Source organism: Aquibium sp. ELW1220, from assembly GCF_030398385.1.
GTDB lineage: Bacteria > Pseudomonadota > Alphaproteobacteria > Rhizobiales > Rhizobiaceae > Aquibium.
This window is the reverse complement of sequence record NZ_JAOAOQ010000051.1, coordinates 1-24,540: the sequence shown is the minus strand read 5'-3', so window position 1 is coordinate 24,540 and position 24,540 is coordinate 1. Positions and strand designations below refer to the sequence as shown.

Here is a 24,540-nt window from a genome sequence, read left to right as displayed (position 1 = left end):
AGTAACGGCGGCATCGTATATCGCGCGTCGGCGCGGTGCAAACCTGATCATGCGCCGCAACAAAGCGGCGTTGCGTGGCGGGGCCCTTGCAACCTGCCGCTTTTCGTCCGGATCGGTCAGCCCTTCTTGGCGAGAATGAACAGCCGCGGGAAACGCAGCAGCACCTTTCCGTCGACCATCGGCGGATGGGCTGCAGCGATTCGGGCGCGATAGGCGTCGAGGAATGCCGCCTGCTCGTCGTCCTCGAGCGGGTCGAGGAAGGGCTTCAGGCCGGTGGAGCGCAGCCATTCGACGATCGCGTCGGCATCGGCCAGCGGGTGGTTGTAGATAGTGTGCCAGAGGTCGACCCGCGCCGCGACCGGCTTCAGCACGTCGTAGTAATGGGCGACCGGCGGCAGCGGTGCGCGGGCGGCACCCGCCATCTTCGCCGAAAAAGGCATGGTGGCGGCCGTCTCGACCATGAGGCGATGCGTCGGCTCGGCAAGGTTGTCGGGCATCTGCACGGCAAGCGCCCCGCCGGGCGCAAGGAAGCCCATCAGCCGCGCAAGCAGCGCCGGATGCCCGGGCAACCATTGGAACACGGCATTGGCGAAGATCACGTCGACCGGTTCGGCGGGCTGCCAGGACGCCGCGTCGGCGAGCGAGAAGTCGAGCCCCGGCAGGCGTTTGCGTGCCTTTTCGATCATGTCGGGCGACGTGTCGAAGCCGGACACTTCGGCGTCGGGCCAGCGCTGTGCCAGCAGTTCGGTCGAATTGCCCGGCCCGCAGCCGACGTCGACCACGCGGCGGGGGGCGGCCACGGGCACCTGCGCCAGCAGGTCGCGCGCGGGGCGCGTGCGCTCGTCCTCGAACTTGAGGTATTGCGTGGCGGACCAGTCGGGGCGGGTGGGAGACATCGATGGACCTCGCGGGGATGGGCGACCGCCATGTGCGGCGCCAATGGCCGACGGTCGGAGATTGTCACGACGATACGATAGTCGCCGACGCGGACCGAGACTGGAAGAGCGAAACGCGCTTCAGTTGAGCCCCAAGCGCAGCTTCAGGCTGCCGCCGTCGAAATCCAGGTCGTGGGCGCCGCATCGTCTTCGGTGGCCGTCGTCGAGACTGCGGCAGCGGGGTGGCCGAAACGGGCGAGGCATGGATCCTGGATAAATCGTCCTTCGCTGCGCTTGGACGTCGTTCCGGGATGACGAAGGCAGGGGGGTGGCGCAGCTACGGCGGGGTGCGAGCGCCCGCTTCGTCACCGCGGCATACCTTCGCCTTCGTCATCCCGGGCGAAGCAGGAGCGAAGCGGAGGCGCAGACCCGGGATCCATGCCTCGGCCGTCGCCGAAAGGCGGGACGGCGCAGACGCGGCACCGGTCCTTTTCCATCGTCTCGCCCGACGACATCAGCCGAGGCATGGATCCCGGATACGTCGTCCTTCGCTGCGCTCGGACGTCGTTCCGGGATGACGAAGGTGGGGTGGCGCAGCTCCGGCCGGGTGCGAGCGCCCGCTTCGCCAGCGCGGTCCTCATCCTGCCCGTCGACCGTAGCACATCCGGACCAGAGACGTCCGCGTTGCCTGAACGCCGACTCAACCATCCGGCATCCAGCCAGTTGCGGTCTTCGGGCGTCCCGCGACGTCGCCGCGAAACGCTCCCCGCCACCCCGCCGGTCACGCCGAAAACCCTACCGCGTCAGGCGCTTGTAGGTCATGCGGTGCGGGTTGAGCGCGTCGGGGCCGAGGCGGCGGACCTTGTCCTTCTCGTAGTCCTCGAAGTTGCCCTCGAACCATTCCACGTGGCTGTCGCCCTCGAAGGCGAGGATGTGGGTGGCCATGCGGTCGAGGAACATGCGGTCGTGCGAGATGATGACGGCGCAGCCGGCGAAGTTTTCCAGCGCGTCTTCCAGTGCCGCCAGCGTCTCGGTGTCGAGATCGTTGGTCGGTTCGTCGAGCAGGAGAACGTTGCCGCCGGTCTTCAGCATCTTGGCGAGGTGGACACGGTTGCGCTGGCCGCCCGACAGATTGCCGACCTTCTGCTGCTGGTCGCCGCCGCGGAAGTTGAAGGACGAGCAGTAGGCGCGCGTGTTGGCGTCGAACTTGCCGAGCTTGACCACCTCGGCGCCGCCGGAGATTTCCTCCCAGACGGTCTTGTTCGGATCGAGCGTGTCGCGGCTCTGGTCGACATAGCCGAGCTTGACGGTCTCGCCGACGCGGATCGAGCCGCCGTCCGGAGTCTCCTGCTCGGTGATCATGCGAAACAGCGTCGTCTTGCCGGCGCCGTTGGGGCCGATGATGCCCACGATGCCGCCGGGCGGCAGCTTGAAGGAGAGATCGTCGATCAGCAGCCGGTCGCCATAGCCCTTGGTCAGGCCCTCGACCTCGATGACCACGTTGCCCAGCCGCTCGCCATGCGGAATGACGATCTGCGTGTCGCTCGGGCGGCGGCTGTTGGCCGCCTCGAGCAGCTGCTCGAAGGCCGCGATGCGGGCCTTGGACTTGGTCTGCCTTGCCTTCGGGCTCGAGCCGATCCACTCGCGCTCGCGGGTGATGGCGCGCTGGCGGGCGTCGTCCTCGCGGCCCTCCTGCTTCATGCGCTTGGCCTTGGCCTCGAGGTAGGCGGAATAGTTGCCCTCATAGGGGATGCTGCGGCCGCGATCGAGCTCGAGGATCCAGCCGGTGACGTTGTCGAGGAAGTAGCGATCGTGGGTGATGATCATCACGGCGCCGGGATAAGCGCGCAGATGCTTTTCCAGCCACGACGTCGTCTCGGCGTCGAGATGGTTGGTCGGCTCGTCGAGGAGCAGAAGGTCGGGCTGGCGCAAGAGCAGCTGGCAGAGCGCCACGCGGCGGCGCTCGCCGCCCGACAGCGTGGTCACGTCGGCCTCCTTGGGCGGGCAGGCCAGCGCTTCCATGGCCATCTCGACCTGCTGTTCGAGATCCCACAGGTTGAGCCGGTCCATCTCGTCCTGGAGACGGGTCGCCTCGTCCGCCGTCTCGTCGGAATAGTTCATCATCAGCTCGTTGTAGCGCTCGATGATGTTCGTCTTGGCCTTGACGCCTTCCATGACGTTGCCGAACACGTCGAGCGCCGGATCGAGATCGGGCTCCTGCGGCAGGTAGCCGACGGTGGCGCCGTCGGCGAGCCAGGCTTCGCCGGTCCATTCCTTGTCGACGCCCGCCATGATGCGCAGGATGGTCGACTTGCCCGAGCCGTTGGGGCCGAGAATGCCGATCTTGGCGTCCGGGTAGAAGGAAAGATGGACGTTCTCCAGCACCTTCTTGGCGCCGTAGGCCTTGGAGAGGCCCGACATGTGATAGATGAACTGGCGTGCCATGGGGCGCGTCGCACTCCGTCTTATGAGAGGGAAAGGTTGAGATTGTGGGCGCTATGTAAGCGAAACCGCCGTCTGGGGCAATGCCGCCGGGCTGCCATGCGCGGACGTGGCCTGTACATTCGGCCTTCCAGGCGGTAGGGAGGACCGCAGGATGGACCAGCAAGGCCCAGCGCCGCGGTGACGCGGCCGGCCGGCGGACCGCGTTCAAGCGACACAGTACCCCGAAAGATTACCATGACCATATTCGAAGGCGTCGTCCCGGCGCTCGCCACGGCATTGCAGGAACGCGGCTACACCACGCTGACGCCGGTGCAGGAGGCGATGCTGGCACCCGGGCTGCGCGATGCCGACGCGCTCGTCTCCGCCCGAACCGGCTCCGGCAAGACGGTGGCCTTCGGCCTGGCGCTGGCGCCGACGCTGCTCGGCGACGACGAGCGCTTCGGCCATGCGGCGGCCCCCTACGCCCTCGTCATCGCGCCGACGCGCGAACTCGCCCTCCAGGTGAAGCGCGAGCTGGAATGGCTCTATGCCGGCGCCGGCGCGCAGATCGCCTCCTGCGTCGGCGGCATGGACATCCGCACCGAGCGGCGCGCGCTGGAGCGCGGCGCCCACATCGTCGTCGGCACGCCCGGCCGCCTGCGCGACCACATCACCCGCTATGCGCTCGACATGAGCGCGCTGCGCGCCGTGGTCCTGGACGAGGCCGACGAGATGCTCGACCTCGGCTTCCGCGAGGACCTCGAGTTCATCCTGGAGGCAGCGCCGGCCGAGCGCCGCACGCTGATGTTTTCGGCGACCGTGTCGAAGCCGATCGCGACGCTGGCAGAGAACTACCAGAGGAACGCCGTCCGCGTCGCCACCGAGACCGGCCGCGAGCAGCATGCCGACATCGAGTACCGCGTCCACCCCGTCGCCGCATCCGACCGCGACAATGCCATCGTCAACGTGCTGCGCTTCCACGAGGCGCGCAACGCCATCGTCTTCTGCAACACGCGCGCGGCGGTGAACCATCTGACGGCAAGGCTCAACAACCGCGGCTTTTCGGTCGTGGCGCTGTCGGGCGAGCTCAGCCAGAGCGAGCGCACGCACGCGCTGCAGGCCATGCGCGACGGCCGCGCCCGCGTCTGCATCGCCACCGACGTGGCGGCCCGCGGCATCGACCTGCCGAACCTCGACCTCGTGGTCCATGCCGACCTGCCGACCAATCCCGAAGCGCTGCTGCACCGCTCGGGCCGCACCGGCCGCGCCGGCCGCAAGGGCATCAGCGCGCTGATCGTGCCGATGCCGGCGCGCCGCCGCATCGAGCGCACGCTGCAGCTGGCCAACATCACCGCCGTCTGGGCGGCCGCACCCAACGCCGACGACGTCGCCGCGCGCGACGAGGAGCGGCTCCTGTCGGATGCGGCGTTGACAGAGACGGTCACCGAGGAGGAAGGCTCGACGGTCGAGAAGCTGCTCGCCCGCCATGCGCCGGAGCAGGTGGCGGCCGCCTTCCTGCGGCTGTGGCGCGCCGGCCGGTCGGCGCCCGAGGAACTGGTCGACGTGCCGGTCGACCCGAACGCGCGTCCCCGGCGCGACCGCGACGAGCGTGCGCCGCTCGACGGCCCGCGCCCGCGCGACCGCGACATCGGCGCGACCGTCTGGTTCTCGCTGTCGGTCGGCCGCAAGCAGAATGCCGAGCCGCGCTGGCTGATCCCGATGCTCTGCCGCTCCGACGCCATCACCAAGTCCGAGATCGGCGCCATCAAGATGCAGCCGGAGGAGACCTTCGTGGAGATCGCCGCCAGCCATGCCGATGCGCTGGTCGCGGCGATCGGTTCGAAGGGAACGCTGCAGAACAACATCCGCGTCACGCGGCTGTCGGGCACGCCGGACATGTCGCCGCGCAAGGCCTGGAGCGGCGAGCCGCGGACGGAGCGGCCCCGCAAGAGCTTCGACGACCGTCCGCGCAAGGAGCATGGCGGCTGGCAGGACAAGCCCGCGCGTGATGCGAGGCCCGAAAGGCCGGCGACGCGCGACGAGGCGCCCGCCCGCCCCGACTGGAAGAAGCGCGCCGATCGTCCCGCCTGGAACGAGCGGCCCGAGAAGCCGGTCAAGCCGGAAGGCAGCTGGGCGCGTCGCGACGCTGCCCCGGCGGACCGTGCCCCGGCCGAGCGCGCGACCGCCGAGCGGGCCGGCGACGACCGGGCGCCTTTCCGCAAGGGGCCGAAGAAGCCGTCGAAGGACAAGGGCAAGCCCGACTTCGCCGGCAAGGCGGAGAAGAAGGCGAAGCGGAAGAATACGGAAGGCTGACGGAAGGGCCGCGGCGGGCGCGTCATCGCGGCGGGCAGTGTATCGGACGTGGCGCGCACATCGCTCCGCCTTTCGAGCGCGCCCGTTCGGCTGGTGCGGTCCCCTCGTTCGTCGCAGATCGCGGCCACCTGCTTGACTTTGTGCGGGGAGCTAAAGCGCGTCGCGATCTTTCCGATTCGCTCCGTACGCTTTAGGTCTTTGTTTTCGCGCATGTCTTTCACCCGAAACCGGTGCCCACTTTCTGGAGACATGCTTTAGCCGCCCGGGAAAAGCAGCGGTTCGTAGTTCTGAGCGCCATTCAGGATGTGCAGGATCTCGACCTGGGTTTCTGCCACCCGGTAGAAAATCAGATAGTTGCCGTGGGGCAGCCGTCGCACGCCGGTGTGCTCGTAGCGGGGCACCAGCGGAAATGCCCTCGGCATGTCGCCCAGCAGGGCAAACCTGCCGACCAGCTCCTGCACGAATGTCACGGCGCGGGCGGGATTGTCGGCCGCGATATAGTCGCCGATCGCTTCGAGATCGGCTTCCGCTTCGCGGGTGAGCGTGACGATCACGCGTCGCGGTCTTCGGCCATGGTACGGTACTTTGCCGCGAGCCGGTTCCCGACCGTCTCCAGCGGCACCGTGCGGCCTGCATCCGCATCGGCGAGACCGCGCGCGAGAGCCGCGTCGAGCACGGTCAGACGCTTCTCCCGCTCCTCGACCAGCCGCACGCCTTCGCGCAGGACTTCACTGCGGGAATTGTACCGTCCGGTTTTCACCAGCTCGGTAACGTAGGTCTCAAGATGCTTTCCGAGGTTTGCACTGCTGGCCACGGTATGCCCTTTCATCCTTCCTCATACCACGGCGTGATAACAGTTAGCAACCAACGCCCGATGGAGTTCCCCTCCCGGCGCGTCCAATGCGCTCCAGGGGAGAGCTGCTGCCGCTCCCGTCCTGAAGCGCCTCCCGACGGGCAACGCCGCTACTGCAGCCCCGCCGCATCCACGATGCCTTGCGGGCAGCCGGCGTCGGCGGTCGGGGCTGCGGCGAAGATCAGGTCCGACAGGGTCGTTTCGCCGTCGATCTCGCCCGACAGGCCGATCGTCAGTTCGCCGATCAGCCGGCGGCCGTTCGAGGGATCGGTGACGCAGGCCACCCGGACCCGCGAACCCGCGCCGGGGCCGAAGGCCGCGTCGAAGGCGTCGCGGATCTGGCCCGCGGTCAGCGTCGCGCCGATGTTGGCGGCAAAGAGGTCGCGCACGGCAGACGCGTTGAGATCGGCCATCACCGCGAGCGAATCCGAATAGTATTCCTCCATGGTGTCGCCGTAGCAGGTGCCGTGCTTGATCCACTCGTGCCGGTCGAGGAAGGAGGCGGCGCCCGGCATCACCTTGTCGAGCTCCGCGCGAACGTCCTGCGGCAGAGCGACGTCGGGCAGATCCTCCCAGCGGCCGGCCTTGTCGGCGGCGGCCATGTCGGGCGCGACCTGGCAGTAGACGTTGCTGCGCGGCTGCGGCCACAGCCCGTGCAGGGCGAAATGGCTGGCGTCGAAACGGTCCGGCGTCTGCGTCTCGCATTCGGTCTTGGCGGGCCGCGTCTCGCAAAAGCCCGGCTGCCAGCTGGCGGCAAGGACGTGGTCGACCCGCGTGGCAGCCTGGCCGCCACCCTCCCCGCCGCCGCCGGCCGGCGGCGTCACCGGCGCGGGCGATCCGCCGGCATCCGTCGCATGCACGCCGCAGCCGGTGCTGACCCAGCGCCGGTCGGGGGTCGCACCGGGGACGCGGATGAGGAAATGGCTCGGCGGCTCCTTGTTGCCGGCAAGCATGTCGTAGGCGCGGCCGATCTCGGTGACCACCGTGCCGGGATTGGCGCCGGTGCGGATCGACTGCGTGGCGGCGCATTCGTCCCTGGCAATGAAATAGCCTTCGAGCCGCACCTCGGCGGCGGCGGGGACGGCGGCGATGGCTGTAAGAGCGGCGACGAGGCCGTGGATGGTGGACAGGCGCATGGCGGTTCCTCCCGTTGACGACGACGGATCGCCGCCACCCTACCCCGTCTCGCCTGTCGCGACTGTGACGCGCCGCACAGTCCGTACCCGGCCGCTCGCACGGCGCCGGGAAATCACGCCGCCATGGTCTGGCTGCGGTGGGCCCAGCCGGTCATGCGCATCTCGATCCACGCCATGATGGCGTACATGACGATGCCCTCGATCGCCAGCATGACGAGACCGGCGAAGACCAGCGGCACGTTGAACTGCGACTGCGCGCCGAGCATCATGTGGCCGAGGCCGGAATTGGCCGCCACCGTCTCGGAGATGACCGAGCCGACGAAGGCGAGCGTGATCGCCACCTTCAGCGAGCCGAAGAAATAGGGCATCGAGCGCGGGATGCCGACCTTCAGCATGATGTCCATCTTCTTGGCACCGAGCGCCCGCAGCACATCCTCCATCTCCGGCTCGATGGTGGCGAGGCCGGTGGCGACGTTCACGACGATCGGGAAGAAGGCGATGAGGAAGGCGGTGAGGATCGCCGGGACCGTGCCGATGCCGAACCAGATCACCAGCACCGGCACCAGCGCGACCTTGGGAATGGCGTTGAAGCCGACCATCAGCGGGTAGAGCCCGGCATAGATGAAGCGCGACCAGCCGACCAGGATGCCGAGCGCCAGGCCGCCGACGACGGCGAGCAGGAAACCGGCGAGCGTGGTGTAGAGCGTCTGCAGCGAGTTCTTCCAGATCGCCGACCAGTACTGCACGATCGCCTGGGCGATGACGGTGGGCGCCGGCAGGATGTATTGCGGCAGGTCGAAGCCGCGCGCGGCCCCCTCCCACAGGATGAACAGCGCGGCGGTGTAGAGCCAGGGTGCGGCCCGGACCCAGTCGAAACCTTTCGCTTGCGTGCTCATGCGGCCTTCCGTGCGTCGGCGATGGAACTGCGCAGTTCGTGGACGATGTCGGTGAAGGCCGCATCGTACATGAGCTCGAGGTCGCGCGGCCGGGCGAACGGCACCCGCCGCTCTTCGATGATGCGGCCGGGCCGCGAACTCATCACGAAGATGCGGTCGGCGAGGAAGGTCGCCTCGCGCAGGTCGTGCGTGACGAGAACGATGGTGACGCCCTGCGCGGCGTGCAGGTCGCGGATGACGCACCAGAGTTCCTCGCGGGTGAAGGAATCGAGAGCGCCGAACGGCTCGTCGAGCATCAGGAGGTCCGGCTCGTGGATCAGCGCCCGGCAGAGATTGGCGCGCTGCTGCATGCCGCCCGACAGCTGCCAGGGGAATTTATGGCCGAAGCCCTTCAGCCCGACGGTCTCCAGCAGCGCCTCGGCCTTGGCGACGTATTCGGCCTTGTTGGCCCGAAGCCGTCCGCGATGGCGTTCCACCACCTCGAGCGGCAGAAGGATGTTGTCGAGCGTGGTGCGCCAGGGCAGCATGGTGGGGTTCTGGAAGGCCATGCCGACGATGGAGACCGGCTTGGTGACCCGCGCGCCGGCCACCGTGACCACGCCCTGCTGCGGGATGTAGAGGCCCGTGACCAGCTTCATCAGCGTGGACTTGCCGCAGCCGGACGGACCGACCACGGCGGCGAACTCTCCCTTGGCGACGGAGAGCGTCAGGTCGCTGACGGCCAGCAGGCCGTCAGCTCCCCCATAACGCATCTCCACCTTGTCGATGGTGACGAGCGGCTGCATCGCGGACCCCCCTGCCGCTGCCTTACGGCAGCATCCGCTCTTCCTTCGGCGGCAGGTAGGAGGCGTCGAACACCTCGGCGGCGGTCACCGCGCCCTTGAGGCCCATCGAAATCTTGAGCAGGTCGATCGACTTCGCGAGCTTCGCCTCGTCGACGCCGCCGAAGCCGTTCTCCACGACGTAGGGCGTCTTGATGTTCATGGAGTTGGCCATGCCGAGACGCTCGACCTCGATCTCCTTGGTCAGGATCTCGTTGCGCGACATGACGGCGGCCACACCGGCTTCCGGATCGGCGACCGCGTCGGCAAAGCCCTTCGCCAAGGCCTTCACGAAGCCCTTGACGGCCTCGGGATTGGCGGCGGCGAAATCCTCGTTGACCATGACGGCGTTGCCGTAGAGTTCGAGCCCGTGGTCGGCCATCAGGATGGTGACGATGTCGTCGGCCGGAATGCCCTGCGCCTTGAGGTTCAGGACGCTGGAGAAGGAGAAGCCGAAGATCGCGTCGACGGCACCCTGCGCCAGCATCGGCTCGCGCACCGGGAAGCCGACATTCTCGATCGTGATGTTCGACGTGTCGATGCCCGCGACCTGGACGAAGGCCGGCCACTGGCCGAAGGCGGCGTCCGGCGGCGGCGCGCCGAGCTTCTTGCCCTCGAGCGACTTCGGATCCTCGGTGATGCCCTGCGCGGCCCGGCCGATCACGGCGAAGGGCGGCTTGTCATAGATCATCATGACCGCCTTGACCTTCTGGGACGGATCCTCGTCGAGGAACTTGATCAGGGCGTTGATGTCGCCGAAGCCCATCTCGTAGGCGCCGGTGGCCACGCGCGGGATCGATTCGCGCGATCCGGCACCGGTGTCGATGGTGACGTTGAGCCCCTCGGCAGCGAAATGGCCGTTGTCGATGGCGAGCAGGAAGCCGGCGGCGGGGCCTTCGAACTTCCAGTCGAGCGTGAACTTGATGTCGGTCTCGGCCATGGCGGCCCCGACCCCTGCGCCGCCGAAAGCGGCCAGGGACATCACGCCTGCGGCGGCAAGCGAGAAGAGTCGTCTGGTCAGATGCATTGTTGTCTTCTCCGGCACGGAATGTTGTACGATCGTCATCAAACAATGCCGCTTCGCCGTTGGCAAGACGCGGCTGCACAATCCATCGGCATTTTTCCGCCGTGAACAACTGGCGTGCAACGGTGGGATGCGTGGTCGCGCGTGGACGCGCTTGACCTTCCCTGCAGGGAAGGAAATGGTCCGAGGCAAGCCATCCGGAGGAAAAGATGCCATTCGACGACGACACGAAGCTCGTCGCGTCTTCGGGCGCGGTGCTCAACCTCTACAGCCGGGAGCCCGACGGCCGCCCTCAGGCGGTGGTCCAGATCAACCACGGCCTGGCCGAGCACGCGGCGCGGTATGCCCGTTTCGCGGATTGTCTCGCGCAACATGGCATCGCAAGCGTCGCGCACGACCACCGCGGCCACGGCCACACGAGAGCGCCCGACGCTCCGGCGGGCATATTCGCCACCGGCGGCGACGGCGTCGCCAGGGTCGTCGCCGACGTCATGTCCGTGCACGAGCACATCGCCGCCCGGTGGCCGGGCGTGCCGGTGATCATCTTCGGCCACTCGATGGGCGGGCTGATCGCGCTGAACACGCTGTTCTCCGCCTCGCACCGGGTGGCTGGCGCGGCGATCTGGAACGCCAACTTCTCCGCCGGGCTGCCCGGCCGCGTCGGCCAGGGGCTGCTCGCCTGGGAGCGGTTTCGTCTCGGCTCGGACGTGCCGTCGCGCATCGTGCCGAAGCTCACCTTCCAGGCCTGGGCCAAACAGGTACCGAATGCGCGCACACCCTTCGACTGGCTGTCGCGCGACCCCGCCGAGGTCGACGCCTACGTCGCCGATCCGCTCTGTGGCTGGGACGCGTCCGTCTCGATGTGGCAGGACGTGTTCCGCCTGATCTTCGCCGGCGCGAACGACACGAACCTCGCCCGCATCCGCCGCGACCTGCCGATCAGCATCGTCGGCGGGGAGAAGGACCCGGCGACCGACGGCGGCAAGGCGACCGAGCACCTCGCCGGACGGATGCGGGCAATGGGCTTTTCGAATCTCACATCAAGGGTTTACGCCGACACCCGCCACGAAAGCCTGAACGAGGTGAACCGCGATCAGGTGATGGCGGATTTTGTGGCTTGGGTGGAGGGGGTGGTGGGTGGTTGAAAAACCCAACGTGATGGGTTAACGCGACCGGAAGCGCTGGAAAGAGATCCATGACTGACGTTTCAGACGACCGGATGGATGCCGCGGAACGGCGGGGAGGAGCGTTGCGCAGCGGCCCGCTTGCAGTCTCCGCCCGCTTCGACGGGGACACGCGCCGCATCGTGGTCGAGCTGACGAATGGCTGTAGCTTCGCCTTTCCGGTCGCCCTGGTGGAGGGCCTTTCGGATGCCAAAGACGCCGATCTCGCCGAGGTCGAACCGCTCGGCGACGGCTATGGCCTGCATTGGGAGCGGCTCGACGTCGACTATTCCGTGCAGGGACTTCTTGCCGGCATCTTCGGCACAGCCGCGTGGATGGCGCGTCGGGCGGGCCGCGCGACCTCTCCCGCGAAGGCCGAGGCCGCGCGGGCCAACGGCGCGAAGGGTGGAAGGCCGCGCAAGCGCGCGTGACGGTTGCCGGCTGACGTGGATGGAGGAACGCGCACCCCTCAATGTGGCAGATAGCCGGGATCCATGCCATATATTGCCTGTCGGATGACCAGATGGAGATGCAGAATGACGACGGTCAGTCTCGCGGAGGCGAAGGCCCGCCTGAGCACCATCCTGGACCGGGTGGAAGCCGGCGAAACCTTCGTCATCACCCGCCACGGCAGGCCGGTCGCGCAGGTCTCGGCGGCGGCGAGCGAGACGAAATCCGTCTTCCTTGAGGAGCTCGCGGCATTTCGGGCGACCATGCCGACACTGCCCGAATCGGGCGTGGCGGTCCTGCGCGCGCTTCGCGACGAAAGCCTTTGATGGCCCCTGCCATCCGCTATCTCGATACGTCCTTCCTCACGCCGCTCTTCGTACCCGAGGCGACCAGCGGACCTATCTCGGAGTACCTGAAGAGCACTGCTGATGGGACGTTGGCAACCGGTCACTGGACCCGCGTAGAGTTTTGCTCGGTGCTGGCACGGCACCGCCGGATGAACCTTTTGACCGGACAGCAGTCGGACGACGCGGAAGCCATGTTCGAACGCATGCTCAGCCGCTTGTTCATAGTCCTGCCGACGGACGTTGCCGATTACGAGGCGGCGATGGGACTGCTTCGCACGCGCAGCACCAGCTTGCGCGCGGCCGATGCCCTGCACCTTGCAATTGCGCGCAATCATCGAGCTGCAGCGATACTGACGCTGGACAAGACTCTGATCAAGGAAGGGCGGCGACTGGGACTGAACATTGGACCCGGGATCGAGTTGGAGGGCTACGGCGGATCGAATGGTTGAGCCCTTGCAGGTTCGCGCCCCCCGCGTGACACCACCCCTCTCCATCTGCTAGGCACCCGGCGACTCCGTCGCAGGAACCGCCCCGTCCATGTCCACCGCACCGCTCGCCGGCATCCGCGTCCTCGAACTTGCCCGCATCCTGGCGGGACCCTGGGCCGGGCAGCTGCTGGCCGACCTCGGCGCCGACGTCGTCAAGGTGGAGAATCCGGATGGCGGCGACGACACGCGCAAGTGGGGGCCGCCCTTCGTGACGGGCGCGGACGGGGAGAACCTGTCGGCCGCCTACTACCACTCCACCAACCGCGGCAAGCGCTCCATCGCGGTCGACTTCTCGACGCCGGAGGGCGCCGGGATCGTGCGGCGGCTGGCGGCGACGAGCGACGTCCTGATCGAGAACTTCAAGCTCGGCGGCCTGAAGAAGTACGGCCTCGACTACGACAGCCTGAAGGCGGTCAATCCGAGGCTCGTCTACTGCTCGATCACCGGCTTCGGCCAGACGGGCCCCTATGCGCCGCGCGCGGGCTACGACTTCATCATCCAGGGCATGGCCGGCATGATGTCTATCACCGGGGCGCCGGGCGGCGAGCCGCAGAAGGCGGGCGTGGCGATCTCCGACATCTTCACCGGGCTCTATTCCGTCATCGCCATCCAGGCGGCGCTGCGCCATGCCGAGGCGACCGGCGAGGGCCAGTGGATCGACATGGCTCTGTTCGACACCCAGATCTCGGTGCTCGGCAACCAGAACCTGAACTATCTAGTCTCAGGCACGCCGCCCGTGCAGATGGGCAATGCCCACATGAACATCGCGCCCTACGAGGTGCTGCCGCTGAAGGACGGGCACTTCATCCTGGCGGCCGGAAACGACGGCCAGTTCCAGCGCTTCTGCAAGGTGGTGGGCCTCGACGTGCTGTCGGCCGACCCCGACTTTTCGACCAACCCCGCCCGGGTTGCCAACCGTGTGCGCCTGCGCGAACAGCTCGTCGCGGCACTCGCCGGCTGGACCAAGGCCGACCTGCTGCCGAAGCTCGACGCGGTGGCGGTGCCGGCCTCGCCGATCAACGACATCGCGGAGATGTTTGCCGATCCGCAGACGGTGGCGCGCGGCATGCGCATGGAGCTGGCCGACGGCCACGGCACGCGCCTGCCCTCGGTGCGCGCGCCGATGCTGATGTCGGCCACGCCGCCGATCTACGAGCGCCCTGCGCCACGCCTCGGCGAGCACTCGGCCGAAATCCTTGCCGAACTGGAACGACTGGAGAAGGAGACGTCATGAAGACTGGTGGCCAGCTGATCGTCGACGCCCTCGAGGCGAATGGCGTCGAGACCGTGTTCTGCGTGCCGGGCGAAAGCTACCTCGCCGTGCTCGACGCGCTGCACGATTCGGCCATCCGCACCATCGTCTGCCGCCAGGAAGGCGGCGCGGCGATGATGGCCGATTGCGCCGGACGGCTGACCGGCAGGCCGGGCGTCTGCTTCGTCACCCGCGGCCCTGGCGCCACCAACGCCTCGGCCGGCATCCACATCGCCGCGCAGGATTCGATCCCGATGATCCTGTTCATCGGCCAGGTGGCGCGCGGCAACCTGGAGCGCGAAGCCTTCCAGGAGGTCGATTACAAGGCGTTCTACGGCTCGATCGCCAAGTGGGTGGTGGAAATCGACGATCCGGCGCGGGTGCCGGAATTCGTTACGCGCGCCTTTTCCGTCGCCACGTCCGGCAGGCCCGGACCCGTCGTGATTTCGCTGCCGGAGGACATGCTGACGGCCGAGTGCGAGACGGTCGCGCCGCTGGCCTGGACGCCGGTGGAGACTGCCCCGGATCCGCATCTGGTGCAGCAGGCCGTCGACCTCCTCGCCGCGGCCGTACGGCCGATCGCGATCCTCGGCGGCACGCGCTGGAGCGAACGCGCGGTGGCCGACTTCCAGCGCTCGGCCGAAAGCTGGTCGCTGCCGGTCGGCTGCTCCTTCCGCCGCCAGATGCTCTTCGACCACCTGCATCCCTGCTATGCCGGCGACGTCGGGATCGGGCCGAACCCGAAGCTTGCGGCGGCCGTCCGGCAGGCCGACGTCGTGCTCATGATCGGCGGGCGGTTCGGCGAGATGCCGTCTTCCGACTATACGCTCCTGAAGAGCCCCTACCCCGACCAGACGCTGATCCACGTCCATCCCGACTCAGGCGAGCTCGGCCGGGTCTATCGCCCGACGCTCGCCATCAACGCCTCGCCCGAAGCCTTCACCGCTGCCTTCGCGGGCCGCGGGCCGAAGGCGCTTCCCGCATGGGCCGACCGGACGGAGGACCTGCACCGCGCCTATCTGGACTGGTCGACACCGCCTGCGAGCGGCCCGGGCGACGTCCACATGGGGCCGATCATGGCCCATATCGAGAGCGTGCTGCCGGACGACGCGATCCTGACCAACGGCGCCGGCAACTACGCCACCTGGATCCACCGCTTCCACCGCTTCCGCCGCTTTGCAACGCAGGGCGCGCCCACCTCCGGATCGATGGGCTACGGCACGCCGGCCGCGGTCGCCGCCAAGGCGCTGTTTCCCGAGCGCGAGGTGATTGCCTTCGCCGGCGACGGCTGCTTCCTGATGAACGGACAGGAATTCGCCACTGCGGTGCAGTACGGCCTGCCGATCGTCGTGATCGTGGTCAACAACGGCATCTACGGCACCATCCGCATGCACCAGGAGCGGGAGTACCCGGGCCGGTCGGTCGCGACCGATCTGGTCAATCCGGACTTCGCAGCACTTGCCCGCGCCTATGGTGGTCATGGCGAGACGGTGGAGAAGACCGAAGACTTCGCGGCCGCCTTCGCGCGCGCGCGGGCGGCCGGCCGCCCGGCGATCGTCGAGATCAGGCTGGACCCCGAGGCGATCACGCCGACCCGCACGCTGACCGACATCCGCGAGAGGCGCTGACGGCACGCTGCACCGCATCATGGCGTGTGGCGCTTGCCGGTCGACGATGATATGGGGACCGCGATTGTTGGAAACCTTCTCATGAACACCGCGCCGACGGCGTCCGTCTCGGTCGTCATCCCCTGCCGCAATGAGGCCGAGAACCTCGCCTTCCTCCTCGACGAGGTGGACCAGGCGCTCGCCGGGCGCGACTACGAGATCATCGTCGTCGACGACGGATCGACCGACCGGACCGCCGACGTGATCGCCGCCCGCGCGGGATCGGCCGGCGGCCGGCTGCGCCTCGTCAGGCACGACCGGTCCGCCGGACAGAGCGCGGCGGTGCGCTCCGGGGTCTGGCACGCGGCCAAGGACATCGTCGTCACGATGGACGGTGACGGCCAGAACGACCCGGCCTACCTGCCGAAGCTCGCCGATGCGCTGCTCGCCGCGGGCCCCGGCTGCGGCATCGCTGCCGGCCAGCGGCTGAAACGGACCGACACCAGGCTCAAGCAGCTGTCCTCGCGCTTCGCCAACAATCTGCGCGAGGCGATTCTGCGCGACGGCACGCGCGATTCCGGCTGCGGCCTGAAGGCCGTGCCGACGGCGCTGTTCCGGCAACTGCCCTATTTCGACGGCTGGCACCGCTATCTGCCGGCGCTGGTGCTGCGCGAGGGCTACACGGCCACCCACATCGACGTCACCGACCGGCAGCGCCGCTTCGGCAAGTCCAATTACGGCATTCTCGACCGCGGGCTGCGCGGCGCGCTCGACCTGTTCGGCGTCTGGTGGCTGAGGCGGCGGCGCAAGACGGTTCCGCGCGTGACGGAGGTGAGATGATGAGCTGGTTTCAGGGGCTCGCCGACTGGCTGTACACCGTCTTCGTGGCCCAGTTCGACGGCTGGATCGTGCTCGGCTTCGTGGCCCAGGCGATGTTCACCATGCGCTTCGTCGTGCAATGGCTGGCCTCCGAGCGCGAGAAGCGTTCGGTCGTGCCGATCGCCTTCTGGTTCTTCTCGCTCGGCGGCGGCGCCCTGCTGCTGATCTATGCGATCCAGCGGCAGGATCCCGTCTTCATCGCGGGCCAGGCCATGGGCCTCTTCATCTATGTCCGCAACCTGAAGCTGATCTTCAACGAGAAGCGCAGGCTCTCGGCCCGGACCGAATGATCCTGCCATGAGCGAAACGGGACCCCGCGGGACGGCAGGCCGCCTGAGCGCGCTGCAGCAGCTTCTGCTGGTCGTGCTCTGCCTGTTCGCCTTCGTGCCCGGCATCGCTTCGCTGCCGCCGACCGACCGCGACGAATCGCGTTTCGTCCAGGCGACGAAGCAGATGGTGGCGAGCGGCGACTACGTCGACATCCGCTTCCAGGACGAGCCGCGCTACAAGAAGCCCGCCGGTATCTACTGGCTGCAGTCGGCGGCGCTTGCCGTCACCGGACAGGGCGCGGACGCCCCGGTCTGGGCCTATCGGCTGGTCTCGGTGCTGGCCGCGACGGTGGCGGTTCTGGCGACCGCGAGGCTCGGCGCCACGCTGTTCGGCTCCATGGCGGGGCTGATCGCCGGCACGGCGCTGGCGGGCATCGTGATGCTGCTGTTCGAAGGGCGCATCGCCAAGACCGACGCCACCCTGCTCGCGACAGCCGTCGTCGCGCAGGCGGCGCTGGCGCGGGTCTATCTGTCGGCAAGAGGACGACTCGAGCCGTCGGCCGCCGCGCCATGGGTGTTTTGGGCCGCACTGGGTGCTTCGATCCTGATCAAGGGGCCGGTGGTGCCGGCGCTCTCGGCGCTGACGGTCGCCTCGCTTGCCCTCCTCGACCGTGACCGCGCATGGCTGAGGAACCTGAGGGCCCTGCGCGGCGCAGCGCTCATGCTCGCCATTGCCGCGCCGTGGCTTGTCCTGATCACCTGGAAGAGCGGCGCCGAATTCTGGCAGGAATCGCTGGGCAGGGACTTCATCCAGAAGGTCGGCTCCGGCCAGGAATCGCATGGCTTCCCGCCCGGCTACTACGCGGCGATCTACGTGCTCTTCCTGTTTCCGTTCGCACCCCTGGCGCTCCGGGGGGGCCTCAAGGCCCTGAACCGCTGCCGCGCGGATCCCGCGCTGCTGTTCCTCGTCTGCTGGTACGTCCCCTACTGGGTGGCGATCGAACTGATCCCGACCAAGCTGCCGCACTATGCGCTGCCGGCCTATCCCGCGATCCTGCTTGCCATGAGCTGGGCGCTGACGAACGCCTCGGCACAGCCGGACGATCTCAGGCGCTGGCAGATCTGGCTCTGGCGCCTGACGCTCGCCGGCTTCGGGCTGGTGGCACTGGCGCTGGCTGCGATCGCCGTCGGCGCGACGCCCTATCTCACCGGCGCCTTCTCCGCCTGGGGCCTGCTGGCCGGCCTGCTCCTGCTCGCCGCCGCCTGGTTCGGATCGGGCCTGCGCTCCGGCGCCGGCTTCGGCAACGCCGTGCTGCCGGCGACGCTGGCCGCGGCCGCGGCCTTCGCCGTGCTTACCATCGCCGTCGTTCCCGGCCTCAAGCCGGTCTGGCTGTCGCCGCAGCTGGCCGAGACCTTCGCCAGGGTGAAGACCTGCCCCGACTCGCGCCTCGTCGCCGTCGGCTACCACGAGCCGAGCCTCGTCTTCCTCACCGCCACCGACACGCTGCTGACGGACGCCGCCGGTGCGGCGGGGGAACTCGCCGCGAGCCCGGACTGCACCGTCGCCATGATCGACCAGCGCGCGATGGAGCGCTTCGCCGCAGCATTGCCGGGCGGGCTCCCGTCGGTCGAGGAGGTCGGCAGCGTCGAGGGCATCAACTATTCGAAGGGGACGAAGCGGTTCCTAAGGTTCTTCCGGATGAAGCGCTAGGCGGAGGACGGGCGCCGCCTCCTTCGTCATCCCGGGCGAAGCCGGAGCGGAGCGGAAGGCGCAGACCCGGGATCCATGCCTCGGCGGGTGTCGAGAGGCTGGACGGCGGAGACATGGCGGCGGCACGGGCCTCGTCGTGGACCGGATCGCGGGCATGGACGGCGAGGCATGGATCCCGGATACGCCGTCCTTCGCTGAGCTCGGACGGCGTTCCGGGATGACGAACCGGTGAGGTGGCGCGCCGGCCGTCCGAAGCCTGTCGCCAGCCCGCCCCCTACGCCGCGTCGAAGTCGAGCACCAGGCGGTCCGAGAGCGGGCGGGTCTGGCAGGCGAGGGTGAAGCCGGCTTCGATTTCCCAGGGCTCGAGCGAGAAGTTGACCGCCATCTCGGACTGCCCCTCGACGACGCGGCAGCGGCAGGTGCAGCACATGCCGCCGGCGCAGGAATAGGGCAGTTCGAGGCCGGCCGCATGCGCGGCATCGAGCACCGTGGCGGCGGCTTCGCCCATCGGGAAGGAGCGGCGCACGCCGTCGAGCACGATCTCGACCGACACGCCCTGCGCCACCGCCTTTTGCGCGGCGGCGGAGGGCACGCGCGGTGCGGGCGCCTCGCCCGAGGGCGTGAAGCGCTCGTAGCGGATGCGGTCGGGATCGACGCCGTAGTCCTTCAGCATCGCCGAGACGTCGTCGATCATCGCGCCGGGGCCACAGAGGAAGACGCCGTCGCTGGAAAGCGGATCGATCAGCCCGAGATCGGCCATGCGGCGGATGCGGGCGCCGTCGATGCGGCCATTGAGCAGGTCGACGTCCTGTTTCTCGCGCGAGAGCAGGTTGACCAGCGAAAAGCGCCGCATGTGGGCGTCCTTCAGGTCCTGCAGCTCCTCGCGGAACATGATCGTGTCGGTGGTTCGGTTGCCGTAAACGAGGGTGACCGTGCTGTCGGGCTCGTGGGCGAGGACGGTCTTGGCGATCGACAGCATCGGCGTGATGCCGGAGCCGGACGCGATCAGCAGGTAGTCGTGGCGGTCGCCGGCAAGCGAGGTGAAGCGGCCTTCGGGCGGCATGACGCGGATGGTGTCGCCGACCGACAGCATCTCGTTGACGAAGCGCGAGAAGCGGCCGTCGGCCACCTTCTTGACGCCGACCTTCAGCACCGGCTCGCCGGGGGCCGAGCAGATCGAATAGGAGCGGCGGACGTCCTGCCCGTCGACCGTGGTGGCGAGCGTCAGGTACTGGCCGGGGCGGAAGGCGAAGGCGTCGCGCAGCGCGTCGGGGACGGCGAAGGCGACGGCCACCGCGTCGGGCGTCTGGCGTTCGATGTCGGTGACGACGAGATCGTGGAAACGAGGTGCCATGCGGGTTGCCTCAGATGCATTTGAAATAGTCGAAGGGCTCGCGGCAGGCCAGGCAGCGCCAGTGCGCCTTGCAGGCCGTCGAGCCGAATTCGGAGACGCGCTCGGTGTCGGACGAGCCGCAGCGCGGACAGGCGACCTCGATTTCGCCGAACAGCGAGCGGATCGAGGACGAGGTCTTTTCCGGCGGGGCGATGCCGTAGTCGCGCAGCTTGTCGCGGCCTTCCGGCGTGATCCAGTCGGTGGTCCAGGCCGGCGAGATGACTCGCTCGACGCGCGCCTCGAAGCCGGCGTCGCGCAGGGCCGCCTCGACGGCGAGTTCGATGGCGAGCACCGCCGGGCAGCCGGAATAGGTCGGCGTGACCTTCGCCACCGCGACGCCGTCGACGAGTTCGACCGAGCGCAGGATGCCGAGATCGGCGACGGTGACGCAGGGCACTTCGGGATCGGGCACGGCGGCGGCGGCAGCCCAGGCGCGGTGCTGGAGTTCCTCCTTCTCCCCGCTTGCGGGGAGAAGGTCCCGGCAGGGGGATGAGGGGCGGTGCAGGGATCGGACGCGTTCGCGCTGCCCCTCATCCGACCCTTCGGGCCACCTTCTCCCCGCAAGCGGGGAGAAGGAAGGGAGCGTGCGCTCGCTCACCACGTCGCCCCCGGATAGGTGCGCTGGATGTGCTGCAGGTCGGCGAGCAGGAAACCCATGGCCTCGCCATGCATGCCCTTGCGGCCGCCGCGCTGGCTGTAGGGCGGGGTGACGAAGGTGAGGCCTGCCTCGGCGAAGATCGGGCCGACGATGCGGTCGAAGGCGGGGCGCAGCGACGAGGGCTGCGGCGCGATGCCGGCCTCGGCGGCGGCGGCGGTGACGGCGTCGTCCTCGAACAGCTCGTCGATGTAGGGCGCCAGCTCCTCGATCGCGGCTTCCATGCGGCGGCGGCTCTCCTCGGTGCCGTCGCCCAGCCGCACCACCCATTCGCCGGCATGGCGGATGTGGTAGGCGACCTCCTTGACGGCCTTGGCGGCGATGCCGGCGAGCGTCGCGTCTGACGAGGACGCGGCCGCCTTCCAGAACGGCTCCATGTAAGCCGCGACATAGAGCTGGCGCAGCATGGTCTGGGCGAAGTCGCCATTGGGGCGTTCGACCAGCAGGCAGTTCAGATATTCGCGCTCGCGCCGGAGATAGGCGAAATCGTCCTCGCTGCGGCCCCTGCCCTCGATCTCGGCGGCATAAGCGTAGAGCGCGCGCGCCTGGCCGATCAGGTCCAGCGCCATGTTGGGCATGGCAAGGTCTTCCTCCAGCATGGGCGCGTGGCCGCACCATTCCGACAGGCGGTGGCCGAGCACCAGGTGGTCGTCGGCAAGCCGCACGAGGAGCGTGACCAGCGTCTCGCGGTCGATCGCGACGGCCGCACCCATCACATGTGCCCCACTTCGTCCGGAACGGTGTAGAAGGTCGGGTGGCGGTAGATCTTCGACGCCGTCGGCTCGAAGTTCTCCTCCTTCTGCGACGGGTCGGAGGCGACGATGGCCGCCGACGGCACGACCCAGATCGACACGCCCTCGCCGCGTCGCGTGTAGACGTCGCGCGCGGCCTGCAGCGCCATCACCTCGTCGGCGGCGTGCACCGAGCCGCAATGCTTGTGCGCCAGGCCGTTGCGCGGCCGGATGAAGACTTCCCAGAGCGGGATCTCGTGTTTTGCCATGTCGTTGCTCCTCAAGCGCAGCGTTCTTCCATCCACCGCTTCAGATGCGGCAGGCCTTCCCATCCGAAGGCATGGTCGCTGCTGCCATGCCGGGTGTAGTGGTCGAGCCGGGCGGCTGCCTCGGCGAGATCCGGCCGGTGGCCGGCCGCGACCGGCCACATCACGAAATACGGCTTGCCCGATGCCGCGAACCACTCGCCCTTGCGGTGGTAGATCCGCTTGTGGACGGTGTTCCAGACGAAGTGTTCCAGATGCGCGGCGGTCTCCCAGACCGACATGTTGACGATCGCGTCGGGATCGTCGGAGAGCCGGAGATCGGTCGCGTCCTCGCCGTCGCCGACGAGGCGCCAGACGAAGCCCGGGCTGCGCTCGGCGACGGCGTTGACGCGGTCGAGATTGTCCATGAAGCCGGCCATGCGCGGGTCGTCGAGCGGGAAGCGCGGGTGGGCGATGTTGAGCTGGGCGAGGTGCATGGGGGTTACTCGGCGGCCGTCGCGGCACGATCGCCGCGCGTCATGGCTTCCCGAAACCGGTCCGCAACCTCGGAAATGTGCGGCGGGTCCGAGGGCGGCCACGGATCGCCGCGCTCTTCGAAGATCGCCTCCCACTCCTCGACGATCTGGCACAGTTCGTCGAAGACGGCCTTCTCGTCCGGCCCGTGGCAGCCCCCGGAAAACAGGCTCGGCACCATGCCGACATAGGCATTGTCCTCATAGGACCATTTCACGATTTTTGCGTAGTCACGGCCGCTGGGCATCGCGTGCTTTCCTCAGCCAGTCGCGCACGTCGCGCTCTTGATAACTCTGTGCATTTTCTCCCGGTTTGCCCGAGAGCGTGATCTTACCGCGCAAACGCGGATGGCGAAAATTCCGATGGCTGCCTTTGCCTGACATCTCTTCGAATCCGGCGCGCAGCAGGTCGGCGATAAGCTCACGGAGTTTTCGCGGCACCGCGGCTCACTCCGCCGCGAGCCGCGTCGCCTCCCTGCGGGCCTTGCGCTTTTCGGCATGCGCGAGTGCCGCCTCGCGCACCCAGGCGCCGTCGTCCCAGGCCTTGCGGCGGGCCGCGAGGCGCTCGCGGTTCATCGGGCCGCCGCCCTTGACCACGCGCCAGAACTCGTCCCAGTCGATGGCGCCGAAATCATAGGCGCCGCGGCCCTCGTTCCACTTCAGCTCGGGGTCGGGGAAGGTGAGGCCGAGATACTCGCCCTGCGGCACGGTGGCGTCGACGAATTTCTGGCGCAGCTCGTCATTGGTGAAGCGCTTGATCTTCCACTTCATCGACTGGTCGCCGTGCTGGCTCTCGGTGTCGTGCGGGCCGAACATCATCAGGGAGGGCCACCACCAGCGGTTCAGCGCGTCCTGCGCCATCTCCTTCTGCTCGGGCGTGCCCTGCGCCAGCGTCATCATGATCTCGTAGCCCTGGCGCTGGTGGAAGCTTTCTTCCTTGCAGACGCGGATCATGGCGCGGGCATAGGGGCCGTAGGAACAGCGGCAGAGCGGGATCTGATTCATGATCGCCGCGCCGTCGACCAGCCAGCCGATGGCGCCGATGTCGGCCCAGGTGAGGGTCGGATAGTTGAAGATCGAGGAGTACTTGGCCTTGCCGGCGAGAAGCTCCTCGGTCATCTGCTCACGGGATACGCCGAGCGTCTCGGCGGCCGAATAGAGGTAGAGCCCGTGGCCGCCCTCGTCCTGCACCTTGGCAAGCAGTGCCGCCTTGCGGCGCAGCGACGGCGCCCGCGTGATCCAGTTGCCCTCCGGCAGCATGCCGACGATCTCGGAATGCGCGTGCTGACCGATCTGGCGGATGAGCGTGCGGCGGTAGCCCTCCGGCATCGGGTCGTTCGGCTCGATCTTCTCCTCGGCGTCGATGCGCGCCTGGAAGGCGGCGAGGAACGCCTCGTCCTCGTTCGTCTCGGTCTTGGCGCCGATCAGTCCCTGGCTGTACATGGCATCTCCTCCATGGTCGGATCGTAACACATCCGCCCGTTGGGGCATATGTAACAAAATCGATCGCGATTGGCAATGTTTCGTAACACGACAGGGAGGGGCATCCGGTGCAATTCGGTGTGAAGGAAGCGGAAGAGACGCTGGCACGGGTGTTTGCGCCGTGGATCGTCGAGATGGGGCTGAAGCCGGTGGGTTTCGACGCGGCGGGCGGCGACTTCGTGCTGCCGGAGAACCGGGCGCTGGTGCATGTCGGCGGCATCATCTGCGGCCAGGCGACGGCGGCGGCCGCCGACACCTGCGCGGTGGTGGCGCTGGCGGCCCTGAACGGCCGCTTCCGCATCTGCACGACGGTGGACCTGACCACCCATTTCATCCGGCCGCTGAAGCCCGGCGACGTCGACATCCGCGTCGACGTGCTCTCCAACGGCAAGCGCATGGCCTATACGAAGGTGGAGATGCGGGCGAAGGGCGAGACCAAGGTCGCAGTGACGGCGACGAGCGCGTTCGCCTATCTGGAGGAGTGAGCGGGGTACGGCGTGACGGCGAAGTACAACGCGCCTATATTCGAGCCCATGAACCGGGATGCCGTCATCGCGCGCCTGAAGAGCCTCGAGCCCGCATTGCGCGACAGCGGGATCGTGGCGCTCTATCTCTACGGCTCCTATGCGCGGGACGAGGCGCGGCCGGACAGCGACGTGGACGTCATCGTCGAATTCGCGCCGGGACGGCAGCGCGACCTCGGCAGCTACATGAACCCGCTGCGTCTCCTGGAGCAGCAACTGCCGGACGTGGCGATCGGCTATGGCACGCACGACAATATCGTTCCCGCTTACCGAGGCTCCATCGAAAGCGAAGCGATCCGGGTGTTCTGATGACCTCGGCGAAGTCTCCGCAGCCGGCGCGGGTTCAGTGCCGTCATCCTCGGGCTTGTCCCACTGCTGTCCGGTTTAGCTTTGCAGGAACGCGAAGCTGATCTGGTTGGGATTTGGCTTCGGTGGATTTGGCGGTGTGGTGAGTTTGTCGATTGGTCTG

28 protein-coding genes are annotated in these 24,540 nt (G+C 68.1%); 12 read left to right on the top strand and 16 right to left on the bottom strand.

The annotated features are described in order from the left end of the window. Positions 1-116: 116 nt before the first annotated feature. Positions 117-896: a trans-aconitate 2-methyltransferase gene (tam, locus tag N1F91_RS27435; RefSeq protein WP_289996879.1), complete on the bottom strand. Its 780-nt coding sequence runs from the start codon at positions 894-896 to the stop codon at positions 117-119. 774 nt (positions 897-1,670) lie between these two features. Continuing rightward, positions 1,671-3,320, bottom strand: a complete 1,650-nt coding sequence (gene ettA / locus N1F91_RS27430; RefSeq protein ID WP_289996878.1) for an energy-dependent translational throttle protein EttA — start codon at positions 3,318-3,320, stop codon at positions 1,671-1,673. A gap of 234 nt (positions 3,321-3,554) precedes the next feature. Here ettA and N1F91_RS27425 point away from each other — a divergent pair, with 234 nt between their 5' ends. Continuing rightward, positions 3,555-5,612, top strand: coding sequence for a DEAD/DEAH box helicase (locus tag N1F91_RS27425; RefSeq protein ID WP_289996877.1), 2,058 nt, complete (start codon positions 3,555-3,557; stop codon positions 5,610-5,612). Positions 5,613-5,866: 254 nt separating this feature from the next. Here N1F91_RS27425 and N1F91_RS27420 read toward each other — a convergent pair whose 3' ends face one another. From N1F91_RS27420 to N1F91_RS27395, 6 genes are all read right to left on the bottom strand, one after another. Continuing rightward, complete coding sequence (locus N1F91_RS27420; protein ID WP_289996876.1) at positions 5,867-6,166, bottom strand: type II toxin-antitoxin system RelE/ParE family toxin; 300 nt, start codon at positions 6,164-6,166, stop codon at positions 5,867-5,869. Beyond that, positions 6,163-6,426 carry a type II toxin-antitoxin system ParD family antitoxin gene (locus N1F91_RS27415; RefSeq protein WP_289996875.1) on the bottom strand — a complete coding sequence of 88 codons (264 nt, stop codon included), beginning with the start codon at positions 6,424-6,426 and terminating at the stop codon, positions 6,163-6,165. Before N1F91_RS27415 ends, N1F91_RS27420 begins: the two co-directional genes overlap by 4 nt. 149 nt (positions 6,427-6,575) lie before the next feature. Next, positions 6,576-7,601: a ribonuclease gene (locus N1F91_RS27410; protein ID WP_289996874.1), complete on the bottom strand. Its 1,026-nt coding sequence runs from the start codon at positions 7,599-7,601 to the stop codon at positions 6,576-6,578. Positions 7,602-7,714: 113 nt separating this feature from the next. Then, positions 7,715-8,497: an ABC transporter permease gene (locus N1F91_RS27405; protein WP_289996873.1), complete on the bottom strand. Its 783-nt coding sequence runs from the start codon at positions 8,495-8,497 to the stop codon at positions 7,715-7,717. After that, on the bottom strand, positions 8,494-9,282 hold the full coding sequence (locus N1F91_RS27400; RefSeq protein ID WP_289996872.1) for an ABC transporter ATP-binding protein: 789 nt from the start codon (positions 9,280-9,282) through the stop codon (positions 8,494-8,496). The genes N1F91_RS27405 and N1F91_RS27400 overlap by 4 nt, the downstream gene beginning before the upstream one ends. A gap of 22 nt (positions 9,283-9,304) precedes the next feature. After that, the gene (locus tag N1F91_RS27395; protein WP_289996871.1) at positions 9,305-10,345 is read right to left on the bottom strand and encodes an ABC transporter substrate-binding protein; all 1,041 of its coding nucleotides are present in this window, start codon (positions 10,343-10,345) and stop codon (positions 9,305-9,307) included. Positions 10,346-10,551: 206 nt separating this feature from the next. Here N1F91_RS27395 and N1F91_RS27390 point away from each other — a divergent pair, with 206 nt between their 5' ends. The 9 genes from N1F91_RS27390 to N1F91_RS27350 all read left to right on the top strand — a co-directional run bounded on the left by N1F91_RS27390 (position 10,552) and on the right by N1F91_RS27350 (position 18,508). Further along, positions 10,552-11,487 carry an alpha/beta hydrolase gene (locus N1F91_RS27390; protein WP_289996869.1) on the top strand — a complete coding sequence of 312 codons (936 nt, stop codon included), beginning with the start codon at positions 10,552-10,554 and terminating at the stop codon, positions 11,485-11,487. A gap of 50 nt (positions 11,488-11,537) precedes the next feature. Then, positions 11,538-11,936: a DUF2442 domain-containing protein gene (locus tag N1F91_RS27385; protein WP_289996868.1), complete on the top strand. Its 399-nt coding sequence runs from the start codon at positions 11,538-11,540 to the stop codon at positions 11,934-11,936. A gap of 105 nt (positions 11,937-12,041) precedes the next feature. Continuing rightward, positions 12,042-12,281: a type II toxin-antitoxin system prevent-host-death family antitoxin gene (locus tag N1F91_RS27380; protein ID WP_289996866.1), complete on the top strand. Its 240-nt coding sequence runs from the start codon at positions 12,042-12,044 to the stop codon at positions 12,279-12,281. Then, positions 12,281-12,751, top strand: coding sequence for a type II toxin-antitoxin system VapC family toxin (locus tag N1F91_RS27375; RefSeq protein WP_289996865.1), 471 nt, complete (start codon positions 12,281-12,283; stop codon positions 12,749-12,751). Before N1F91_RS27380 ends, N1F91_RS27375 begins: the two co-directional genes overlap by 1 nt. A gap of 88 nt (positions 12,752-12,839) precedes the next feature. Beyond that, positions 12,840-14,024, top strand: coding sequence for a CaiB/BaiF CoA-transferase family protein (locus N1F91_RS27370; protein WP_289996864.1), 1,185 nt, complete (start codon positions 12,840-12,842; stop codon positions 14,022-14,024). Next, the gene (locus tag N1F91_RS27365; protein ID WP_289996863.1) at positions 14,021-15,670 is read left to right on the top strand and encodes a thiamine pyrophosphate-binding protein; all 1,650 of its coding nucleotides are present in this window, start codon (positions 14,021-14,023) and stop codon (positions 15,668-15,670) included. The genes N1F91_RS27370 and N1F91_RS27365 overlap by 4 nt, the downstream gene beginning before the upstream one ends. Before the next feature lie 81 nt (positions 15,671-15,751). Continuing rightward, positions 15,752-16,489 carry a glycosyltransferase family 2 protein gene (locus tag N1F91_RS27360; protein WP_289996862.1) on the top strand — a complete coding sequence of 246 codons (738 nt, stop codon included), beginning with the start codon at positions 15,752-15,754 and terminating at the stop codon, positions 16,487-16,489. Beyond that, positions 16,486-16,818, top strand: coding sequence for a lipid-A-disaccharide synthase N-terminal domain-containing protein (locus N1F91_RS27355; RefSeq protein WP_289996861.1), 333 nt, complete (start codon positions 16,486-16,488; stop codon positions 16,816-16,818). Before N1F91_RS27360 ends, N1F91_RS27355 begins: the two co-directional genes overlap by 4 nt. 7 nt (positions 16,819-16,825) lie before the next feature. Then, on the top strand, positions 16,826-18,508 hold the full coding sequence (locus N1F91_RS27350) for a glycosyltransferase family 39 protein (RefSeq protein WP_289996860.1): 1,683 nt from the start codon (positions 16,826-16,828) through the stop codon (positions 18,506-18,508). Between the two features lie 274 nt (positions 18,509-18,782). On the opposite strand, the gene paaE is transcribed toward N1F91_RS27350, so the two are convergent. From paaE to paaA, 8 genes are all read right to left on the bottom strand, one after another. After that, positions 18,783-19,862, bottom strand: a complete 1,080-nt coding sequence (gene paaE, locus N1F91_RS27345; RefSeq protein ID WP_289996859.1) for a 1,2-phenylacetyl-CoA epoxidase subunit PaaE — start codon at positions 19,860-19,862, stop codon at positions 18,783-18,785. A gap of 10 nt (positions 19,863-19,872) precedes the next feature. After that, complete coding sequence (gene paaD, locus N1F91_RS27340) at positions 19,873-20,406, bottom strand: 1,2-phenylacetyl-CoA epoxidase subunit PaaD (protein ID WP_289996897.1); 534 nt, start codon at positions 20,404-20,406, stop codon at positions 19,873-19,875. Positions 20,407-20,495: 89 nt separating this feature from the next. After that, on the bottom strand, positions 20,496-21,269 hold the full coding sequence (paaC, locus tag N1F91_RS27335; RefSeq protein ID WP_289996858.1) for a 1,2-phenylacetyl-CoA epoxidase subunit PaaC: 774 nt from the start codon (positions 21,267-21,269) through the stop codon (positions 20,496-20,498). Further along, a complete protein-coding gene (gene paaB / locus N1F91_RS27330) occupies positions 21,269-21,556 on the bottom strand; it encodes a 1,2-phenylacetyl-CoA epoxidase subunit PaaB (protein ID WP_289996857.1) in 288 nt (95 codons plus the stop codon). Before paaB ends, paaC begins: the two co-directional genes overlap by 1 nt. An 11-nt stretch (positions 21,557-21,567) precedes the next feature. After that, on the bottom strand, positions 21,568-22,029 hold the full coding sequence (locus tag N1F91_RS27325; RefSeq protein WP_289996855.1) for a DUF3291 domain-containing protein: 462 nt from the start codon (positions 22,027-22,029) through the stop codon (positions 21,568-21,570). Between the two features lie 5 nt (positions 22,030-22,034). Further along, complete coding sequence (locus tag N1F91_RS27320; RefSeq protein WP_289996854.1) at positions 22,035-22,313, bottom strand: hypothetical protein; 279 nt, start codon at positions 22,311-22,313, stop codon at positions 22,035-22,037. Then, the gene (locus N1F91_RS27315) at positions 22,297-22,506 is read right to left on the bottom strand and encodes a type II toxin-antitoxin system HicA family toxin (protein ID WP_289996852.1); all 210 of its coding nucleotides are present in this window, start codon (positions 22,504-22,506) and stop codon (positions 22,297-22,299) included. Before N1F91_RS27315 ends, N1F91_RS27320 begins: the two co-directional genes overlap by 17 nt. Positions 22,507-22,512: 6 nt before the next feature. Then, positions 22,513-23,508, bottom strand: coding sequence for a 1,2-phenylacetyl-CoA epoxidase subunit PaaA (gene paaA / locus N1F91_RS27310; RefSeq protein WP_289996851.1), 996 nt, complete (start codon positions 23,506-23,508; stop codon positions 22,513-22,515). Between the two features lie 107 nt (positions 23,509-23,615). On the opposite strand from paaA, the gene N1F91_RS27305 reads away from it, so the two are divergent. Both N1F91_RS27305 and N1F91_RS27300 read left to right on the top strand, forming a co-directional pair. Then, the gene (locus tag N1F91_RS27305) at positions 23,616-24,032 is read left to right on the top strand and encodes a PaaI family thioesterase (RefSeq protein ID WP_289996850.1); all 417 of its coding nucleotides are present in this window, start codon (positions 23,616-23,618) and stop codon (positions 24,030-24,032) included. A 48-nt stretch (positions 24,033-24,080) separates the two neighbouring features. Then, complete coding sequence (locus tag N1F91_RS27300) at positions 24,081-24,380, top strand: nucleotidyltransferase domain-containing protein (protein WP_289996849.1); 300 nt, start codon at positions 24,081-24,083, stop codon at positions 24,378-24,380. The last annotated feature ends 160 nt before the right edge of the window (positions 24,381-24,540 follow it).

Bases quoted from the DNA above. Each gene is read 5' to 3' on its own strand.
- tam (WP_289996879.1), bottom strand. From the start codon at position 896: ATGTCTCCCACCCGCCCCGACTGGTCCGCCACGCAATACCTCAAGTTC.
- ettA (WP_289996878.1), bottom strand. From the start codon at position 3,320: ATGGCACGCCAGTTCATCTATCACATGTCGGGCCTCTCCAAGGCCTAC.
- N1F91_RS27425 (WP_289996877.1), top strand. From the start codon at position 3,555: ATGACCATATTCGAAGGCGTCGTCCCGGCGCTCGCCACGGCATTGCAG.
- N1F91_RS27410 (WP_289996874.1), bottom strand. From the start codon at position 7,601: ATGCGCCTGTCCACCATCCACGGCCTCGTCGCCGCTCTTACAGCCATC.
- N1F91_RS27405 (WP_289996873.1), bottom strand. From the start codon at position 8,497: ATGAGCACGCAAGCGAAAGGTTTCGACTGGGTCCGGGCCGCACCCTGG.
- N1F91_RS27400 (WP_289996872.1), bottom strand. From the start codon at position 9,282: ATGCAGCCGCTCGTCACCATCGACAAGGTGGAGATGCGTTATGGGGGA.
- N1F91_RS27395 (WP_289996871.1), bottom strand. From the start codon at position 10,345: ATGCATCTGACCAGACGACTCTTCTCGCTTGCCGCCGCAGGCGTGATG.
- N1F91_RS27390 (WP_289996869.1), top strand. From the start codon at position 10,552: ATGCCATTCGACGACGACACGAAGCTCGTCGCGTCTTCGGGCGCGGTG.
- N1F91_RS27385 (WP_289996868.1), top strand. From the start codon at position 11,538: ATGACTGACGTTTCAGACGACCGGATGGATGCCGCGGAACGGCGGGGA.
- N1F91_RS27380 (WP_289996866.1), top strand. From the start codon at position 12,042: ATGACGACGGTCAGTCTCGCGGAGGCGAAGGCCCGCCTGAGCACCATC.
- N1F91_RS27375 (WP_289996865.1), top strand. From the start codon at position 12,281: ATGGCCCCTGCCATCCGCTATCTCGATACGTCCTTCCTCACGCCGCTC.
- N1F91_RS27370 (WP_289996864.1), top strand. From the start codon at position 12,840: ATGTCCACCGCACCGCTCGCCGGCATCCGCGTCCTCGAACTTGCCCGC.
- N1F91_RS27365 (WP_289996863.1), top strand. From the start codon at position 14,021: ATGAAGACTGGTGGCCAGCTGATCGTCGACGCCCTCGAGGCGAATGGC.
- N1F91_RS27360 (WP_289996862.1), top strand. From the start codon at position 15,752: ATGAACACCGCGCCGACGGCGTCCGTCTCGGTCGTCATCCCCTGCCGC.
- N1F91_RS27355 (WP_289996861.1), top strand. From the start codon at position 16,486: ATGATGAGCTGGTTTCAGGGGCTCGCCGACTGGCTGTACACCGTCTTC.
- N1F91_RS27350 (WP_289996860.1), top strand. From the start codon at position 16,826: ATGAGCGAAACGGGACCCCGCGGGACGGCAGGCCGCCTGAGCGCGCTG.
- paaE (WP_289996859.1), bottom strand. From the start codon at position 19,862: ATGGCACCTCGTTTCCACGATCTCGTCGTCACCGACATCGAACGCCAG.
- paaC (WP_289996858.1), bottom strand. From the start codon at position 21,269: ATGGGTGCGGCCGTCGCGATCGACCGCGAGACGCTGGTCACGCTCCTC.
- paaB (WP_289996857.1), bottom strand. From the start codon at position 21,556: ATGGCAAAACACGAGATCCCGCTCTGGGAAGTCTTCATCCGGCCGCGC.
- N1F91_RS27325 (WP_289996855.1), bottom strand. From the start codon at position 22,029: ATGCACCTCGCCCAGCTCAACATCGCCCACCCGCGCTTCCCGCTCGAC.
- N1F91_RS27320 (WP_289996854.1), bottom strand. From the start codon at position 22,313: ATGCCCAGCGGCCGTGACTACGCAAAAATCGTGAAATGGTCCTATGAG.
- paaA (WP_289996851.1), bottom strand. From the start codon at position 23,508: ATGTACAGCCAGGGACTGATCGGCGCCAAGACCGAGACGAACGAGGAC.
- N1F91_RS27300 (WP_289996849.1), top strand. From the start codon at position 24,081: ATGAACCGGGATGCCGTCATCGCGCGCCTGAAGAGCCTCGAGCCCGCA.